Annotated in this window: 19 protein-coding genes; 13 read left to right on the top strand and 6 right to left on the bottom strand. The window is 33.5% G+C overall.

Annotated elements, in window-relative coordinates; genetic code table 11:
* Window position 1: 1 nt before the first annotated feature.
* Both CBP76_RS02640 and CBP76_RS02635 read right to left on the bottom strand, forming a co-directional pair.
* Window positions 2-511 (bottom strand): hypothetical protein, encoded by a 510-nt coding sequence (locus CBP76_RS02640; RefSeq protein WP_102195381.1) that lies wholly within the window; start codon window positions 509-511, stop codon window positions 2-4.
* Window positions 512-578: 67 nt separating this feature from the next.
* A complete protein-coding gene (locus tag CBP76_RS02635) occupies window positions 579-1,028 on the bottom strand; it encodes a hypothetical protein (RefSeq protein WP_102195380.1) in 450 nt (149 codons plus the stop codon).
* A 225-nt stretch (window positions 1,029-1,253) separates the two neighbouring features.
* Here CBP76_RS02635 and CBP76_RS02630 point away from each other — a divergent pair, with 225 nt between their 5' ends.
* The 6 genes from CBP76_RS02630 (at window position 1,254) to CBP76_RS02605 (ending at window position 5,854) form a co-directional block, all read left to right on the top strand.
* Entirely contained in the window at window positions 1,254-1,736 is a 483-nt protein-coding gene (locus CBP76_RS02630; RefSeq protein WP_102195379.1) for a hypothetical protein, read from the top strand.
* A gap of 2 nt (window positions 1,737-1,738) precedes the next feature.
* A complete protein-coding gene (locus tag CBP76_RS02625; protein WP_102195378.1) occupies window positions 1,739-2,215 on the top strand; it encodes a hypothetical protein in 477 nt (158 codons plus the stop codon).
* Window positions 2,205-3,053, top strand: coding sequence for a P-loop NTPase family protein (locus CBP76_RS02620; protein ID WP_102195377.1), 849 nt, complete (start codon window positions 2,205-2,207; stop codon window positions 3,051-3,053). Before CBP76_RS02625 ends, CBP76_RS02620 begins: the two co-directional genes overlap by 11 nt.
* 122 nt (window positions 3,054-3,175) lie before the next feature.
* Window positions 3,176-4,315 (top strand): replication initiation factor domain-containing protein, encoded by a 1,140-nt coding sequence (locus tag CBP76_RS02615; protein ID WP_102195376.1) that lies wholly within the window; start codon window positions 3,176-3,178, stop codon window positions 4,313-4,315.
* 79 nt (window positions 4,316-4,394) lie between these two features.
* The gene (locus CBP76_RS02610; RefSeq protein WP_102195375.1) at window positions 4,395-4,607 is read left to right on the top strand and encodes a DUF3173 domain-containing protein; all 213 of its coding nucleotides are present in this window, start codon (window positions 4,395-4,397) and stop codon (window positions 4,605-4,607) included.
* On the top strand, window positions 4,604-5,854 hold the full coding sequence (locus CBP76_RS02605) for a tyrosine-type recombinase/integrase (protein ID WP_102195374.1): 1,251 nt from the start codon (window positions 4,604-4,606) through the stop codon (window positions 5,852-5,854). The genes CBP76_RS02610 and CBP76_RS02605 overlap by 4 nt, the downstream gene beginning before the upstream one ends.
* 413 nt (window positions 5,855-6,267) lie before the next feature.
* Here the strand turns inward: CBP76_RS02605 and CBP76_RS02600 are convergent, their stop codons facing one another.
* From CBP76_RS02600 to CBP76_RS02585, 4 genes are all read right to left on the bottom strand, one after another.
* Window positions 6,268-7,110 carry an alpha/beta fold hydrolase gene (locus CBP76_RS02600; protein WP_102195373.1) on the bottom strand — a complete coding sequence of 281 codons (843 nt, stop codon included), beginning with the start codon at window positions 7,108-7,110 and terminating at the stop codon, window positions 6,268-6,270.
* A 149-nt stretch (window positions 7,111-7,259) separates the two neighbouring features.
* Window positions 7,260-7,808: a TetR/AcrR family transcriptional regulator gene (locus tag CBP76_RS02595; protein WP_102195372.1), complete on the bottom strand. Its 549-nt coding sequence runs from the start codon at window positions 7,806-7,808 to the stop codon at window positions 7,260-7,262.
* 126 nt (window positions 7,809-7,934) lie between these two features.
* On the bottom strand, window positions 7,935-8,897 hold the full coding sequence (locus CBP76_RS02590) for a biotin--[acetyl-CoA-carboxylase] ligase (protein ID WP_102195371.1): 963 nt from the start codon (window positions 8,895-8,897) through the stop codon (window positions 7,935-7,937).
* Window positions 8,898-8,911: 14 nt separating this feature from the next.
* Window positions 8,912-9,439 (bottom strand): biotin transporter BioY, encoded by a 528-nt coding sequence (locus CBP76_RS02585; protein ID WP_102195507.1) that lies wholly within the window; start codon window positions 9,437-9,439, stop codon window positions 8,912-8,914.
* Between the two features lie 379 nt (window positions 9,440-9,818).
* Between CBP76_RS02585 and fabZ the strand changes: the two genes are divergently transcribed.
* The 7 genes from fabZ to CBP76_RS02550 are packed head-to-tail and all read left to right on the top strand — an operon-like array spanning window position 9,819 to window position 15,065.
* The gene (gene fabZ, locus CBP76_RS02580) at window positions 9,819-10,265 is read left to right on the top strand and encodes a 3-hydroxyacyl-ACP dehydratase FabZ (RefSeq protein WP_102195370.1); all 447 of its coding nucleotides are present in this window, start codon (window positions 9,819-9,821) and stop codon (window positions 10,263-10,265) included.
* A gap of 18 nt (window positions 10,266-10,283) precedes the next feature.
* A complete protein-coding gene (locus CBP76_RS02575; RefSeq protein ID WP_102195369.1) occupies window positions 10,284-11,261 on the top strand; it encodes a beta-ketoacyl-ACP synthase III in 978 nt (325 codons plus the stop codon).
* A 49-nt stretch (window positions 11,262-11,310) separates the two neighbouring features.
* On the top strand, window positions 11,311-12,219 hold the full coding sequence (locus CBP76_RS02570) for an ACP S-malonyltransferase (RefSeq protein WP_102195368.1): 909 nt from the start codon (window positions 11,311-11,313) through the stop codon (window positions 12,217-12,219).
* Window positions 12,219-12,944 (top strand): 3-oxoacyl-ACP reductase family protein, encoded by a 726-nt coding sequence (locus CBP76_RS02565; RefSeq protein WP_102195367.1) that lies wholly within the window; start codon window positions 12,219-12,221, stop codon window positions 12,942-12,944. The genes CBP76_RS02570 and CBP76_RS02565 overlap by 1 nt, the downstream gene beginning before the upstream one ends.
* Before the next feature lie 36 nt (window positions 12,945-12,980).
* Entirely contained in the window at window positions 12,981-14,207 is a 1,227-nt protein-coding gene (gene fabF, locus CBP76_RS02560) for a beta-ketoacyl-ACP synthase II (RefSeq protein WP_102195366.1), read from the top strand.
* A gap of 5 nt (window positions 14,208-14,212) precedes the next feature.
* The gene (locus tag CBP76_RS02555; RefSeq protein ID WP_102195365.1) at window positions 14,213-14,656 is read left to right on the top strand and encodes an acetyl-CoA carboxylase biotin carboxyl carrier protein; all 444 of its coding nucleotides are present in this window, start codon (window positions 14,213-14,215) and stop codon (window positions 14,654-14,656) included.
* A complete protein-coding gene (locus CBP76_RS02550; RefSeq protein ID WP_102195364.1) occupies window positions 14,646-15,065 on the top strand; it encodes a 3-hydroxyacyl-ACP dehydratase FabZ family protein in 420 nt (139 codons plus the stop codon). Before CBP76_RS02555 ends, CBP76_RS02550 begins: the two co-directional genes overlap by 11 nt.
* The last annotated feature ends 5 nt before the right edge of the window (window positions 15,066-15,070 follow it).

Genomic DNA, 15,070 nt, shown 5'->3' with positions numbered 1-15,070 from the left:
CTTATATGTAATAAAAGTAAGGTTGATTTATTGCTTTCTGTTTTGATTTTTTCAAAATTTCTTTCAAAATTTGTACAGTATTGATAAAAATAAATTGTTGTTCGTTAAATTGAACTATATCTGTTATCTTAGAAATGCGATCATAGCATGTGTTTACAAAGTTTTCATTTAATATACCCATTTTAGAAAAACAATCTACTGAATCCAATTCTTTTATTGTTGATGGAAAAGCTGCTCTATAGTCCGGCTGAGATAGAGAATATCGGATCGTATGTAAATCAAGGGATGAAAAGTCGTATTCTGGGATAAACGAAAAACCAACAATTACATTTTGCTCCTTTCTAAATTTATTTAAATTAATAGCTCCAGTTTCAAACTTATTTAAAGTAGTGATTAAATCAAGTTTGGCTTTTCCAACTGGACCAAATTTACCATAAGCTTTGCTCCATTGATCAACTTGATTCCAAGCATTTAGATTGTTGTTGGTTAAAGATGACAATACAAATACCATGTTTTTTACATCGAGAAAGGACTTAGATAGAACGCTATTTAAATAAAAATCAAAAGATTTTCGATCTTTAAAAATGGTTTCGTGATATTTGATCTCTATAAATAAAACAACTAGGAATATCTTTTATGTAATCAGGATTATTTGCCGTAATGTAGGCACACCTTAATAAATTATGGAGTCTAAGTGGATTGGGACGTTTACCACCACTTCTAAAGTATTTTTTGTAAGACTCAAACGGCATAGATGTTATATCGTCTTTCCCTCTGAGTAATTGATCCCATTCTTTAGGAAAATTATATATATATTGGTCATAATACTGTTCTTGCGATAGCTTTTTAAGCCCCTTTAGTTTAGCGGTCTTGGCTATAGAGTCTTTTAAAAGATTAGGGAGATTATTTGGAGCTAAAGGAGGCTTGGAAACTGACATTGTTAGTTTATTAATTTGTCTTCTTTTCTTCAGAGTTAACTTTTGATAATTAGTGGTTAAGATTGATTGTTTTTCAAAAATGTTTGTCATATACAATGTTCCTTTCTTAATACTTGATGTTTACAGTTTAAAACTAAAGAAAAGAATTTTTTTGTTTTCTTGAAATCGTTAAAAATACTAAATATGAGTCCCAGGAGGTCCCCTCCCAGGGGCTTTTTTTTATTTCTTAAAATATAGCATTATAGGATCGTAAGGTATTGAGAAGATACCTTAAAAGAAAAAAGTCATTATGTGTTATTTAGAAAGGATAATATTATGGCAGAAGAAAATACTAGGAATAGAGCTCAAGCTAATAACGAGGTCAGTACACCAAGTACTTTTGCTTCAAAGTATGAAAGTACACGCTTGCCTCTTACGAGTGCATTGCAACGCCCAACGGTGTATGCTACCGGAGATTTGTTCAGATTGAACGGATCATCCACCGAAGAGGTTGAAGATAAGGATGGTAATGTAGCACCAAGAGCGGTCTATAACGTTCAAGCTTTGAATAGTCAACATCTTGCATTAGGAACGAATTTGACTTTTAAAATCAAAGGACAAAAAAGTGTATTGAGCGAGGAAGATAATTTGGCGTTATTAGAAGGCAAAACCATTCCGGTTGTAGCCTTCGACAATATTCGTTTGTGGCAAGTAGGTGCAAACGAAGGCTTAACGGCTGATGGGATGCGTGTATTAAGTATTAGTCCAGCGCAGGCTATTTCAAACAGACCACAAGGATTGATCTTTAAGGAGGGATAGTCTTGAAGATAAGGTATTACCCGGATCACGCAATAAAAGCTGGTTTATTGGTAATTGGCGTTCTCTTAGGGTTGATATTTGGATTCAGTACACATAAAGCTATATGGTTTCTGATATTACCACTACTTAGTCAGTATCATTTATCAATCTCTGTAATTGAAGGAATATTATTTCCTAGCGAGATGGAAGCCTTGCATAGATTGGTAACATCAGCCCATTTAACAGATAGAGCAGATAATCATACACTTACCTGGTATCGTGCAAGTGCGGTGCTAACCCTTGATATGCGTGATGGATATAACTTACTGAAAATCGATGCTAACGGTATTAGTAATACAACTAACATTAATCAGTTAGCCATGCAAGTGGGTGCTGCATTCCACCATTCAGCCTATTTAACCGATACTGGCAATGGCTATGCCATTTATCGAATAGATTTAAATCACAAACATCAGAGGATTAATAATTATGACTTCTAGCATTATTAGATTTGGAAATCATACGGTTGACTGGAAAAAATCACCCCATATGTTGGTTAGTGGTGTAACAGGTAGTGCTAAGACTAGCGCTCTTTTATTAGCCTCATTATCAAGTATGAGTACTAAAGGTATTTCTACTGATATACAAGGGATGAAATCTAAAGTGTACTTTGTAGACGGAAAGGGGGCTTTAGGTTCAATTTTAAATAAAGACATCGCTGTAACTTCAAATCAATTAGCCAAGTTATTAAGAATTATGGTAGAAAACATGCAATCCCGATATAGAAATTTTTCTGGTTTATTTGGCATGGATTCTACTGATTACACTGATGAAATTGGTAGATCAGTAAGGCCAATAATAATTTGTATAGATGAACTAGGTATTTTTCTGAATGATCCAAAACTTAGAAGCGAGATATCTCGCTATCTATTTCAATTGTTAGTTGGTGCAAGACAAGCTTCAATTTATGTTTCGCCCCGTTTGGGGCAACATGTAATGGTAGGAATACAACGCCCGTCAGCTGAAATATTACCACGTGACACTTCACTACAATTTAATACGAGGATTTTACTGGCTCCAAATGGTGCAGATAGTGATACAAAAAGGATGTTATTTCCAATGACTAATGTGCAATCTTTGCCAATTGTGGAATCAAATGAAGTGGGAAATGCGAGAGGAACAGGGCTAATTTATGAAGAAGGTTTAAACTGGATGGTTCCAAGACCACTTTATTTACCTGATATTTCACAAATAGATATTCCTGGAGTTGTTAAAAGAATTGAAGATGAAGTAAATCCCAATTGGTTCATTAAAGAAGACTATTGGAAGGAACCGTGAGTAGTGCTGGCAACCTGCAGACCGGAGGTCTGCAAGCGGAGCGGGGTTGAGCGGTAGCGTTCAGCATTAACTCGTCATAACTATTAGGCGGGTATATCTATCAATTAGAAAGGTGGAAAAATGTGACAAAGTATTATGTGACAGTTGATCAAGTTAGCATTAACTTTCCAATCAACGATAAAGGTGGCTTTAATACCGCTCTACAAGTCGCAGAAGATTTACACTTATCTAAGATTTTTGGCGAATCCAAAAAGAGTAAGGCTTTAAATTTTTATTCGGAAGCTTTTGGGTATTATAAAAACCAAATAAAGTTAATGTGGAACGAGAAAAGAAAGAAACAGGGGGTTTTACTTTATTTCAGTGCAACAGGCTTTCGTGCCTGGCAAAATCTCGGAGAATTACAAGGGGTCAAAGGTGTTGATTTCTTGACATTGATTAAGTACCTGACTAAGTACAATGCAAAATTCACCCGCATTGATGTTGCAATTGATGTGATTGATGGATCATTATCAATCACGTCATTACATAATCAGATCCAATCTCACCAAGTTCAATTTCTTGATTCTATAGGGAGAAAGTTATCTAAAGGACATCAAAAATTTTTCGGCGTTAATAAAAGAATCACAGGAATTACATGCGGAGCCCGATCAAGTGATAATTTTTTGAGAATCTATGATAAAAAGGTAGAACAAAATAGATCTAATGCTCCCTATTCTGATCTAGCAAAAAGTTGTAAAAGTTGGATACGCATAGAAGGAGAGTTTAAGCACGATGCAGCGCATGCTGTGTTAAATGATTTGAAAGATAAGAAAAAAGATGATCTTAATCATAAATTAATAGGGTATGTGGTTAAAAGATGGATATTAGCTGATGCAAAAGGAAAATTAATTCCACTTTGGAATAAACTTACAGAATTAGCTAATGGGGAAGGTACGATTCCTCCGCTTGATCCTCAATTAACTGATCGTTTAATTCAGGAGCTCAAATGGTTCTTAACTGGTGGTGCGGCAGGAGTATTCTATCGAGTAGCTCAATTATTTGGTAAAGTTGGGAAAGTTAATTTTTTCTTATATTTATTCGAATATGTAAAATCTCCAGATCAGAAAGGACATTTCTCTGTTCCAAGCAATATGGATAAAGATTTGGAATTAATAAGAAAGCAACATCCTAATCCCAAAACAATAGATTATTATTTGGATCTTGCCGTTAAAGAGATTGAAAAAGAAAAAGAAGCTAATCAAGCCCGCCAAGACAATGATTAACTCCTATGGTGAACATACCTACGTGAGGGACGTTCACCTTTTATTATCTCAATCTTTATTGAGAATGAAAGGTAAACATATGAAAAAGATGTTAATAAATTACAAGGACCTAGTAGAATTAGGTTTCAAACCTAATCAGGCTAGAACCATTATAAGAAACGCTAAGATTTTAATGGCTAAAAAGGGTTATCCCTTCTATAATGGAAAAAGAGTTGGATCTGTTCCAGCTTATGCAGTTACTCAAATTATTGGTTTATCATCCTCTGAAAAATCAGAGGGTGATAATAAATGACATTATCTAAAACAAGATATGCTAACGTGTATAAGGATTCTAAGACCGGAAGGTTTCTTTATCAAGTTTTTCTTGGTAGGGATGCTTTAGGCAAATCCAAGTTCAAAAAAGGTAGACGCAATCAATTGAACAAGCCTTTTAAGAGCGCACGTGAAGCATATCAAGAAGCACAACGGATAAAGAGAGAATATCTTAATGTTGATCTTGATAATATCTCTTACTCATACTTTATGAAAAATAAGTTTCTTCCAAAGTATCGAGGTGACGTTGAGAGTACAACATATGAAACACATAGTAAGATATTTTTGAAAGCTGTTGATTTTTTTAAAGAAACTATGCTTAAAAAAATCACAGTTGGTGAATGTGAAAAATATCGAACTTGGCTATTAACTGAGTCTGGTTACTCGCAAAATTATGCCAGCTTGATTTATACGGCTTTTCGGCAATCTTTGGATTATGCAGTTGAGATTGATTTGATTGCTAAAAATCCATCAATGAAGACTAAAGCAATACCTAAAGGAAGATCAGTAGCTAAATATTGGACTAAATCAGAATTTGAAAATGTTTTATCCTGTATTTCAACTGATAGTTTTTATGAACATTTGATTTATATTACATTCCTATTCTTTTATCGGATAGGCTGTCGTGTTGCTGAAGGTTCAGCCTTAACCTGGCGTAATGTTGATTTAGTGAACGGTAAAGTTTCATTTATTCAAACTATTCATTATAGAAATAAGTTGGACTATGAGATTAAGCCGTATCTTAAAAATGATGCCAGTCGTAGAACTTTAACTCTTGATAATGAGCTTCTTGAAGTTTTAAAAGAGTGGAAGAAATTACAAGAGAAGTATAATGTTAAAGAATTTGTGCTTAGCTACGATGATACACCGTTAAACAAATCAACCTTGAGTAGATGGCTTAAAAAGTATGCTGAACTTGCTGGAGTACCTAACGTAAATGGCAGAGGGTTAAGACATTCAAACGCTTCTTATTTGATTGCTGAACTAGGTGCAGATGTATTAACTGTTAGTCATAGATTGGGACATAAGAACCCAATGACAACTCTTAAATACTATGCTCACATGTTTCCTGATAATGATATTGTCATTGCTTCAAAGATGGAGAACAGTATGAATATTAAGCCTGCTGAAAAGTCGCATTTTGAATTTAATGGCAATCAGAACATTTCTGGAAATATAATTTCAGGTATGCCAAAAGTATGCCAAAACAAGAAAAAGCCTGCTTAAACATTGATATAAAAGAAACGTACCTTATTCTAAGGGAATAAAGTATTGTAGAAAATATGAGAGCATCTCTGATTAAATTCAGAGATGCTTTTTTATTTTAAATCTTTTAATAGTACAACCTTGTTTATTATATTTATGATATTAATTAAATAATAACTTTTTTAAAATGATTATTATTATATAATGCAGATTGCAAATTTAATCCGAATACTTTGAAAAACGCTCTCTAACTGCTTTAATTTTAGGATTCACTAAGAAAACATTGAATGAAAACGAGATGAACAAGCAAATGGCAGCTGGTATAATTTAATTTATTATAAAAATAAAAAACACGCCTCATAATCATTAGATGTTTTATCTAATAATTATGGGGCGTTTTATTTACAAATTTAAAAAGTATAGAACTAAAAATACTAACGTTGATCCAACACAGCAGCCAGTGTTTCAGCAAATCCTTCTGGTTTTTGGGCATAACCTAAATGACCACCAGGTATAATTGTTATAGGTACGTTTAACTTTTCACTAATAGCCTGGTTGACCAATTGAGGGGTAGAGCCAACAGAATCAGTACCATTTAATAAAATGACTTTATCTCTATTTTGTTTAAAAATATCCCAGTCAATAGGTTGTCCAGTGTATTGCAAAATTTCATATTTAAACCAGTACATCATTCCTGCAACTCTTTTTTTATCAGGACGCGGTGCATCAGGATCATTTGTCATTCCCATCATTTTTGCATCTAATGGTTGGATATGCATGGCTTCAGCAAATTCTTGACGAGCGCTTAAGACATCGCCCTTTAATGCAGCTTCAACAATTTCTATATTTTTATTTCGTGCTGTTTCTTGATCAATCACAGTGCTAGTTGGACATTCGTGGAGGGCGACTTTTTTAAATTTATCCGGAGCCTGAACAAATGCCTCTGCTGCAACAATTGATCCTGAACTACTTCCCATTAAGAATACTGGTTCTTTGGGACTAAATTTATTAGCTAGACTAATGACGTCTTTTGCATCAGTCATTAATCTGTAATTATTCATATAGTCGGCAGCACCATCTGGTAAAGATGAGTCCATGACTGTATCGCCATATCCACGACGATCAAACATTATTACGGTGTACCTATCCTGCAAGTATTTAGCAATATTTAAGAAGATATCCCCAGTACCATTTGCTCCTGGAACGACAATTAATACAGGACCTGAACCAACTTTTTCAACGTGTAATTTTGCACCTTGTACTTCAACAAATGACATATTTAACACTCCGTTTCATTCATATATTAGTTTTTCAACAAGGCATATCCTAGCATGCAGGCCATATAGCTACCAGCACAGAACCATGAAAAAATGTCCCATTTTGTATAAATTACAGTTTAATCAGGTAAGTTAGATTTAGTTAATTCTCATGGAATTTTTACATCAATACCTTGTAGAATCCCATTTTGCGCTAATATTTTATGGTATTTTGCCATATTTTGGGGAGATTCAGGATTTTCGCTTTGTAGCCAATATAAAAATAAATTTACATGCGCTCCAACCAAAAAGGCAACTAAGACATTGACCGGGATTATATTTTGTCTGCCTTTTAATAGACTAGTGTAGTGTTTTTTGGCGCTTGATTGTAACCCCTGAACGAACTCGGGCCAATGGTAGTCGGTTAAAAATGATGTTAACATTCTACGATTATGACTAGCATATTGATAAAATTTTTCAAAATCAGGAATTTGCTTTCCAGATCCTGCAAACTTTGAGGCAGTTTCGGAGATTAGATCATTTCTTAGCCAGGTTAAAAAATCATCTTTGTTTTCAAAATTACGATAGAAAGTCGATCTTGCTATTCCAGATTGTTTGACAATATCCCTAACAGTAATTTGTTCAATTGGCTTTTGTGATAGTAATTCTGCAAAGGCTTTTTTTAAATGAATACGACTGTGAGTATTTCGTTGTGACATTTTAGACCACCTAAATCTAAATTTTTTATTGGGAGAATAAGAATATATATAATTTAACACTTCGATATAATTGTTACTATCCCAGTGTATCACGATGCTAATCGTAACAATAGATAGCTTAAATCTTCACCATTTTATCCGCACTATTTCACCTGCAGAGTATGTTTTCAAATTGCCGAAACGATCTTTAACGGTAAGGTAGCCATTTTCTTCGATCCTTTGAGCGGTACATTTCATTACACTATTTCCTAGTTGGATAGTAATCTTTTTTCCCAAGATCATTGATCGTTTTCTATAATCATTTAAAAAATGTTTTGGGGATCGATGATGATCAATAATTTCTTGAAGTATTTGAGCTAATAACTTATTTCGATTTATATTGATTTGTCCATTGATTCCCGTTGCTTTATGTACTAAATACTTAGGGAATTTTTTTGTGGTTAGATTTATTCCAATACCGACAATAAGATTATTTGAACCATCGGTTTTAGAAAATATATCAGTAATAATTCCAGCTACTTTAAAATTTTTTAAATATATATCGTTGACCCATTTCAATTTAAAATCTTCATCAGGGAAAAATCTTTCTAAAACTTTAATCACTATTACTGCTATGTCGATGGTTAATAATTCATTTTTAGAGAGATTATTGCTCCAGTTTGGAAAAATAATACTAAAGTAAAGACCAGTAACGGAAGGGGAATAAAAATGACGTCCATGGCGTCCATAGCCTTTAGTTTGTTCATCAGTAACTATGATTGAAGGCTCTTTCAAGGTATTTTTTTGGGAAATTCTTTTTGCTAATTTTTGAGTAGAGTCGACTTTTTTGAAGACTAGAAGATTATTGGAAAATTTATACTGACTGTAAAAGTTAATTATGTCAGTTTTTAGAGAATAATTGTTTAAAAATTTATAGTATCTATCTTTACGAACAATTATTTTGTAACCCTCATTTTCTTTTAGATTATTGATAATCTGAAATATTTCTTCGTAGTCCAGATGTGTTTCGAAAAACAAGTCTTTTTCAGATACCCATTCATCGCAATGACTAAGTAAGTATTTTATAATTAATTGCTTTGTGGAATTCATATATATTTTCCTTCTTAAATAATAAACATATGCGTGTGTTGTCTTAAACGCCGAGCAATGAAGGTAGATAGTGCGGCCTTGATTAGATCAGTGGGGACAAAGAATAAGTTTGAAATAAAAATAGTAATAAATGATGTATGGGACTGATAAGCCAACACCAATGAGCCGATAAAATATGTACTTAAAATTCCGAATAAACAGACGATTAAAAATTCTTTCCACCAAGAGTTTTTATTTTTTTTGTTAAGATATTTTACAAAATAACCAATGAAAATAGGTGTTAAAAGCCAAGATATTAAATATCCACAAGTAGGACCTAAAAAAACAATAATTCCACCACGAGATCCAGAAAGAACAGGCATTCCTAAGATGATTAATAGGTAAAATATAATTATCGAAATGGTTCCATATTTTGGACCTAGTAGTTCACCAGAAATCATTACTCCAATATTTTGTAAGACGATTGGAACGGGAATCAAGCCTAATGGAATTGGAGGAAATAAACCTAAAACAATTAGAATTGCAGTCATAACTGCGGCCATTATGAAACCTTTAGTTTTTAGATTAGCCAACGTATATACCTCATTTTTTGGTAATTTATAATAAAACAGGTATATTAAAACAGATAATAGTTTGATATTCAAACTAAAATGTTATATTATATTTTTCATAAAACAGAGATCATTGATTTTGAAGGTAATATTGTTTATTTTCAATTTCATATAAATTCAATATATAAAAATGGTTTGATTATCAAACTAAAATGATATATTATGCATTTTATGAAGTTGAGATATTTCATCTTCAAGTTATTTATCAATGTTTTTATTTTATTGATAGGGTATTTCATATTTTAAATGGTTTGATGTCCAAACTATTTATTGATATAAATAGCTGTTTGTAATTGAAAGGAATGACTTAATGAGTTTATTAAATGTATCTGAAATTATGGAGCTAATCCCAAATAGGTATCCAATATTATTCATAGATAAAGTCGATAGTCTGGAAGATGGGCAATCTATAACTTGCACAAAGAATGTAACAATCAACGAAGAATTTTTTAGAGGACATTTTCCAGGGAATCCTGTAATGCCTGGAGTTTTGATAATAGAATCATTAGCTCAGGCTGCTTCAATTCTGATCTTAAAAACAGAAAAGTATCGTGGAAAAACGGCTTATCTTGGCTCTATTGATAATGCTAAATTTAGAAAAATGGTACGTCCAGGAGATGTCTTGAAACTTCAAGTAACGATGGAGAAACAAAGAATGAATATGGGAAAAGTTGAGTGCCAAGCAATTGTTGAGGATCAAACTGTATGTTCTGCTAATTTATCGTTTATTGTATCTGATGTAAAAAATGGAAATTAAATTTGTTGGGGTAATTTGATGAAATTTGAAGATTTTGAAATAGTATCAACGGCTAGTTATGTTCCTGAAAAAACTGTAACTAATGAGGAGCTAACAAAACTGTTTGATACAACCGATGAATGGATAGTTAAACGAACAGGTATACATAGACGACATGTTGTTACTAACGAAACGACAAGTTCACTTTGTACTCAAGTTGCCAATCAACTTTTGTTGAAAAGCAATTTAATGGCAGATGAGATTGATTTAATAGTTGTTGCGACCATGTCACCTGATTATTTGGCTCCGTCCGTTAGTTCAATAGTTCAAGGAAATATAAAAGCAAAAAACGCTATTGCGATTGATATCAATACAGCATGTTCAGGTTTTACTTATGGACTCCATTTGGTTAGGCAATTATTAATAGATAATCATCAAAAAAATGCCATTCTTATCGGCGGTGAAAATTTAAGTAAATTAGTGGATTGGAATGATAGATCCACGGCCGTTCTTTTCGGAGATGGAGCTGGCGGAGTTTTGATTAGAAGTACTGTAGACGAAGGTACATTCATTGCAGAGGATTTGAAGACTCTAGGTAGTTATGGAGATTATATAGTGGCTGGTTATACTGGTCGACCTTCGCCTTTTTCTAGTCAAGAAGTGGGATCTCCTTTTTTTAAAATGAATGGACGCAAAGTTTATAATTTTGCAATTGAGGAAGTACCCAAGTCTATTAATAATGCTTTAGCACAAGCAAATTTATGTACTGATGATATTGATTTCTTTTTATTACATCAGGCCAATGAAAGAATCATTAAAAGAATTTCTGAAAAAATAAAAATATCTGCGGATAAATTTTTAGTCAATATCGGTGAGTATGGAAATACTGCCGCTGCTAGTGAAGCTATTCTCTTTGATCAGTTTGTTAAAGATAAGACGATCAAACGGGGTAATAAAATAGTCTTTTCTGGATTTGGTGGAGGATTGTCCGTGGGAACAATAATTATTAAATATTAATAGATTTTGTATATGTAAAAATAAATAAACAATAGAGGATTTTAATAAGATGATAGGTTTTCTGTTCAGTGGTCAAGGTAGTCAATTTAAAAATATGGGACAAGACCTTTATAAAAATGAAGTAGCTTATCGAGAAGTTGTGGATAGGGCATCTGAGGCTTTGAATCTTGATATGAGTCAGCCTTTGGTGTTTGATGATCCAAATAATGTCCAAACTTCTATTTTAACCATGAGTTTTGGTATATTCCAGGTTCTCAAAACTAAGCTTGAATTGACACCCTCTATTGCGACAGGACTTAGCTTAGGCGAATATAGTGCTCTTGTTTCAGCTCATTGTTTAGATTTTGACGATGGCCTAAGACTTGTTAGAGATCGAAGCAAATATATGGGACAAAGCGAGATAGATCATCCAGGAAAAATGGTTGCAATTATTAACGGTAGTATCGATATTATCAAAGAAGCTATAAGTTATGGGTCAGAAAAGGGAGCCGTCTATATTGCTAATTACAATTTAGTAACTCAGATTGTAATCGGTGGTTCTATAGAAGGAATAGATAGTGCGGTGGAGTTCCTCAAGAATCATGGGATTAAAAGAATTTTTCCTTTAAAAGTTAATGCCGTTTCGCACACTCCTTTTATGCAGGATGCTGCAGCTTCTTTGAAAAAACGAATTGAAAGTGTTGAATTTAATACATTTGATTTTCCAGTTATTAGTAATACTACAGTTAAGCCATTTGAGATTTCTGGGATTAAAAACATCTTGGTCGAACAATTAGTAAAACCAACACATTTTTCAGATGATTTGGATTATCTTGCTAATTTTGGTTGTGACACTTTTGTTGAAATTGGTCCAGGTAATACTTTGATGAAACTAGCTCAAAAATCTGGTCAGAAAAGAGTATTTCATGTCGATAGTGTAGAAACATTGGCTGATCTTGAAAGGAATCTAAATAAATAATGTCAAAAAAAATTGTACTCATAACTGGTGGTGCAAAGGGTATTGGTTTGGCAACTGCCAATCGTCTTTCATCGGAAGAAATGACAGTAGTCATTAATACTCATACACCGCTAGAGGAAAAAGAATCAGAAAAATTAGAAGAACAAGGAATTGTCTTCAAGGGCTTTGAAGGTGATGTTTCTAATGAGGATGATGCTCAAAGAATTATAAAAACTGTCATTGATGAATATGGTCGGATCGATGTTTTAGTTAATAATGCTGGAATTATCAAAGACAAATTGCTGTTTAGAATGGGTTTGGATGATTTTGAAACTGTTTTAAAAGTTAATTTGGTTGGTACATTTAACATGACCAAATTAGTAATGAAATTTATGCAAAAACAAAAATCAGGTAATATCATCAATATTTCAAGCATATCAGGATTGCATGGCAATATTGGTCAAGGAAATTATTCAGCTAGCAAAGCAGGAATAGTTGGATTGACTAAAACCACAGCTAAAGAGGGAGCAATTAGAGGTATAAGATGTAATGCTGTTGCTCCGGGCATGATAAACACAGATATGGTGCACAAAATGAATGCACAACGACAAAATGAATTTATCGCTCAAATTCCGTTAGGAAGATTTGGGAGACCAGAAGAGATTGCTGATACGATATCTTTTTTAATTAAAAATAATTATATTACTGGTCAAGTGATCACTGTAGATGGTGGTTTAACAATATAAAGAGGCTATATATTTAATATTCAAGGAGAACTTATTATGAATAGAGTTGTCGTTACAGGCATGGGAATTGTTTCGCCGATTGGAAATGATCTTGATGATTTTACGAAAAATCTTTTCGCGTCTAAAAATGGTATTAGTAAGATAACCAAATTTGACGCGTCAGAAACTGGCGTAACTGTAGCTGGCGAAGTTAAAGATTTTGATCCTTTAGTTAGATTAGATAAGAAATTTGCTAAAAGAAACGATTTATTTTGTACCTATGCTTTATATAGTGCCAAAGAAGCTATGGAAATATCAGGATTAAATGAAAAAAATATTCAACCTGAAGAACTAGGCGTTATTTATGGATCTGGTATTGGTGGGTTAACTACCATTCAGAATCAAGTTATCAAAATGCATGATAAAGGTGTGAAAAGGGTATCGCCCTTATTTGTACCTAATTCCATTATTAATATGGCTGCTGGTAATATATCTATTGCTTTTAATGCCAAGAATACCAGCCAAGGAATAGTTACTGCATGTTCTTCAGCCACAAATGCAATTGGAAATGCATACGAATATATTAAACAAGGCAAGGCTAAAGCGTTGATTACTGGGGGAACTGAGGCATCTGTCAATGAGATGGGAATTTCCGGATTTGCATCGTTGACAGCATTATCAAGAGAAACTGATCCAAATAAAGCTTCAATACCTTTTGATAAAGACAGAAATGGTTTTGTACTTGGTGAAGGAGCTGCAACGATTGTTTTGGAAGAGTATGAACATGCCAAAGAGCGTGGAGCTAAAATTTTGGCTGAAATCGTTGGATATGGGACTACTAGTGATGCTTATCATATGACATCCCCAGACCCCAAAGGAGACGGTGCCGCCCGAGCAATGAGTCAAGCTATTGCAGAGGCTGATATTGATGAAAAGAAAATTGATTATATAAATGCTCATGGAACAAGTACAGCAGCCAATGATTCGGCTGAATCTAAGGCAATCAATAAGGTCTTTCCCAATAATGATCATTTGAAAGTAAGCAGTATAAAGGGTATGACAGGTCACGCCTTGGGAGCAGCGGGAGCTATTGAAGCTGTCGCATCTGTATTGTCAATTGAGAATAATCAAATGCCGGTGAATGTAGGTCTGATGAATCAAGATGAGGACTGTGATATTGAATTAGTTAACGAAGATAATAAGAATGCAGAAGTTAATTATGTCATGAGTAATTCATTTGGATTTGGGGGTCACAACGCCGTGATCGTGTTTAGAGGTGTGTAGTTAATATGGATGAACAAGATATTGAGAAATTATTAACCAAATTTGATTCTTTATCAGTAGAGACTTTAAAAATTTCTCAAGACGATTTTAGTTTGGAATTTAATAAAGCTAAAACTAAAAACGAATCAAAGGACATTGAAACCACTGTTGCAGCAAGTGTAGAAACCAAAAAGGAAATTAATGTCGATAGTAATTCTGATGTAATAAAGTCGCCTTTAGTGGGGGTACTTTATCTTTCACCAAGTCCGGATGAAAAGCCGTTTAAAAAAATTGGCGATCACGTAAAAAAAGGTGAGGTGGTCTGTGTAGTTGAGGCCATGAAAATGTTTAATGAAGTAAAAAGTGATACCTCTGGAGTTATTGAAGATGTATTAGTTGATGATTGTACGATGGTGGAATTTGATCAACCAATTTTCAAGATTTCCAAAGGAGATTCTAATGACAACTAAGCCAGAAAACCTCATACCACAACGTTATCCGTTTGAATTTATTGACAAATTCGTTCGCGTTGAAGCGGGAGTCGAAGCATCAGCTATTAAATTGATTTCTATAAATGAATGGTTTTTTAGTCAAGATAATCCAAATAATTTAATTGTGCCACGTCCTTTTGTTATTGAAATGATGGCCCAAACAGGGGTTGGAGCTATCCTATCTCTTCATGAAGGTGAAAATTTGAATGTATTTTTTGGTGGAATTAGAAATGCAATGTTTTTCAAAGATATTGTTCCAGGAGATGTTTTGAATATAACTGTCAAAATGAAGAAAATAAAGGGCAAGGTGGGACTAGGCAGCGGAATTGTATTAAGAAATGAGGTTGTGATCTGTAAAGCGGATTTAATTTTTATTATTGAAGGATAATTGAA

The sequence above is a fragment of the Companilactobacillus nuruki genome (assembly GCF_002872255.1).
Classification (GTDB): Bacteria; Bacillota; Bacilli; order Lactobacillales; family Lactobacillaceae; genus Companilactobacillus; species Companilactobacillus nuruki.
This window is presented reverse-complemented; position numbering and strand designations above follow the sequence as displayed.

Excerpts from the sequence above, each read along its gene's own strand:
- CBP76_RS02565 (WP_102195367.1), top strand. The coding sequence starts at position 12,219 with ATGTCAAAAAAAATTGTACTCATAACTGGTGGTGCAAAGGGTATTGGT.
- CBP76_RS02620 (WP_102195377.1), top strand. The coding sequence starts at position 2,205 with ATGACTTCTAGCATTATTAGATTTGGAAATCATACGGTTGACTGGAAA.
- CBP76_RS02585 (WP_102195507.1), bottom strand. The coding sequence starts at position 9,439 with ATGGCCGCAGTTATGACTGCAATTCTAATTGTTTTAGGTTTATTTCCT.
- CBP76_RS02610 (WP_102195375.1), top strand. The coding sequence starts at position 4,395 with ATGAAAAAGATGTTAATAAATTACAAGGACCTAGTAGAATTAGGTTTC.
- CBP76_RS02570 (WP_102195368.1), top strand. The coding sequence starts at position 11,311 with ATGATAGGTTTTCTGTTCAGTGGTCAAGGTAGTCAATTTAAAAATATG.
- CBP76_RS02605 (WP_102195374.1), top strand. The coding sequence starts at position 4,604 with ATGACATTATCTAAAACAAGATATGCTAACGTGTATAAGGATTCTAAG.
- CBP76_RS02630 (WP_102195379.1), top strand. The coding sequence starts at position 1,254 with ATGGCAGAAGAAAATACTAGGAATAGAGCTCAAGCTAATAACGAGGTC.
- CBP76_RS02600 (WP_102195373.1), bottom strand. The coding sequence starts at position 7,110 with ATGTCATTTGTTGAAGTACAAGGTGCAAAATTACACGTTGAAAAAGTT.
- CBP76_RS02575 (WP_102195369.1), top strand. The coding sequence starts at position 10,284 with ATGAAATTTGAAGATTTTGAAATAGTATCAACGGCTAGTTATGTTCCT.
- CBP76_RS02550 (WP_102195364.1), top strand. The coding sequence starts at position 14,646 with ATGACAACTAAGCCAGAAAACCTCATACCACAACGTTATCCGTTTGAA.
- CBP76_RS02640 (WP_102195381.1), bottom strand. The coding sequence starts at position 511 with ATGGTATTTGTATTGTCATCTTTAACCAACAACAATCTAAATGCTTGG.
- CBP76_RS02590 (WP_102195371.1), bottom strand. The coding sequence starts at position 8,897 with ATGAATTCCACAAAGCAATTAATTATAAAATACTTACTTAGTCATTGC.
- fabZ (WP_102195370.1), top strand. The coding sequence starts at position 9,819 with ATGAGTTTATTAAATGTATCTGAAATTATGGAGCTAATCCCAAATAGG.
- CBP76_RS02635 (WP_102195380.1), bottom strand. The coding sequence starts at position 1,028 with ATGACAAACATTTTTGAAAAACAATCAATCTTAACCACTAATTATCAA.
- CBP76_RS02555 (WP_102195365.1), top strand. The coding sequence starts at position 14,213 with ATGGATGAACAAGATATTGAGAAATTATTAACCAAATTTGATTCTTTA.
- fabF (WP_102195366.1), top strand. The coding sequence starts at position 12,981 with ATGAATAGAGTTGTCGTTACAGGCATGGGAATTGTTTCGCCGATTGGA.
- CBP76_RS02595 (WP_102195372.1), bottom strand. The coding sequence starts at position 7,808 with ATGTCACAACGAAATACTCACAGTCGTATTCATTTAAAAAAAGCCTTT.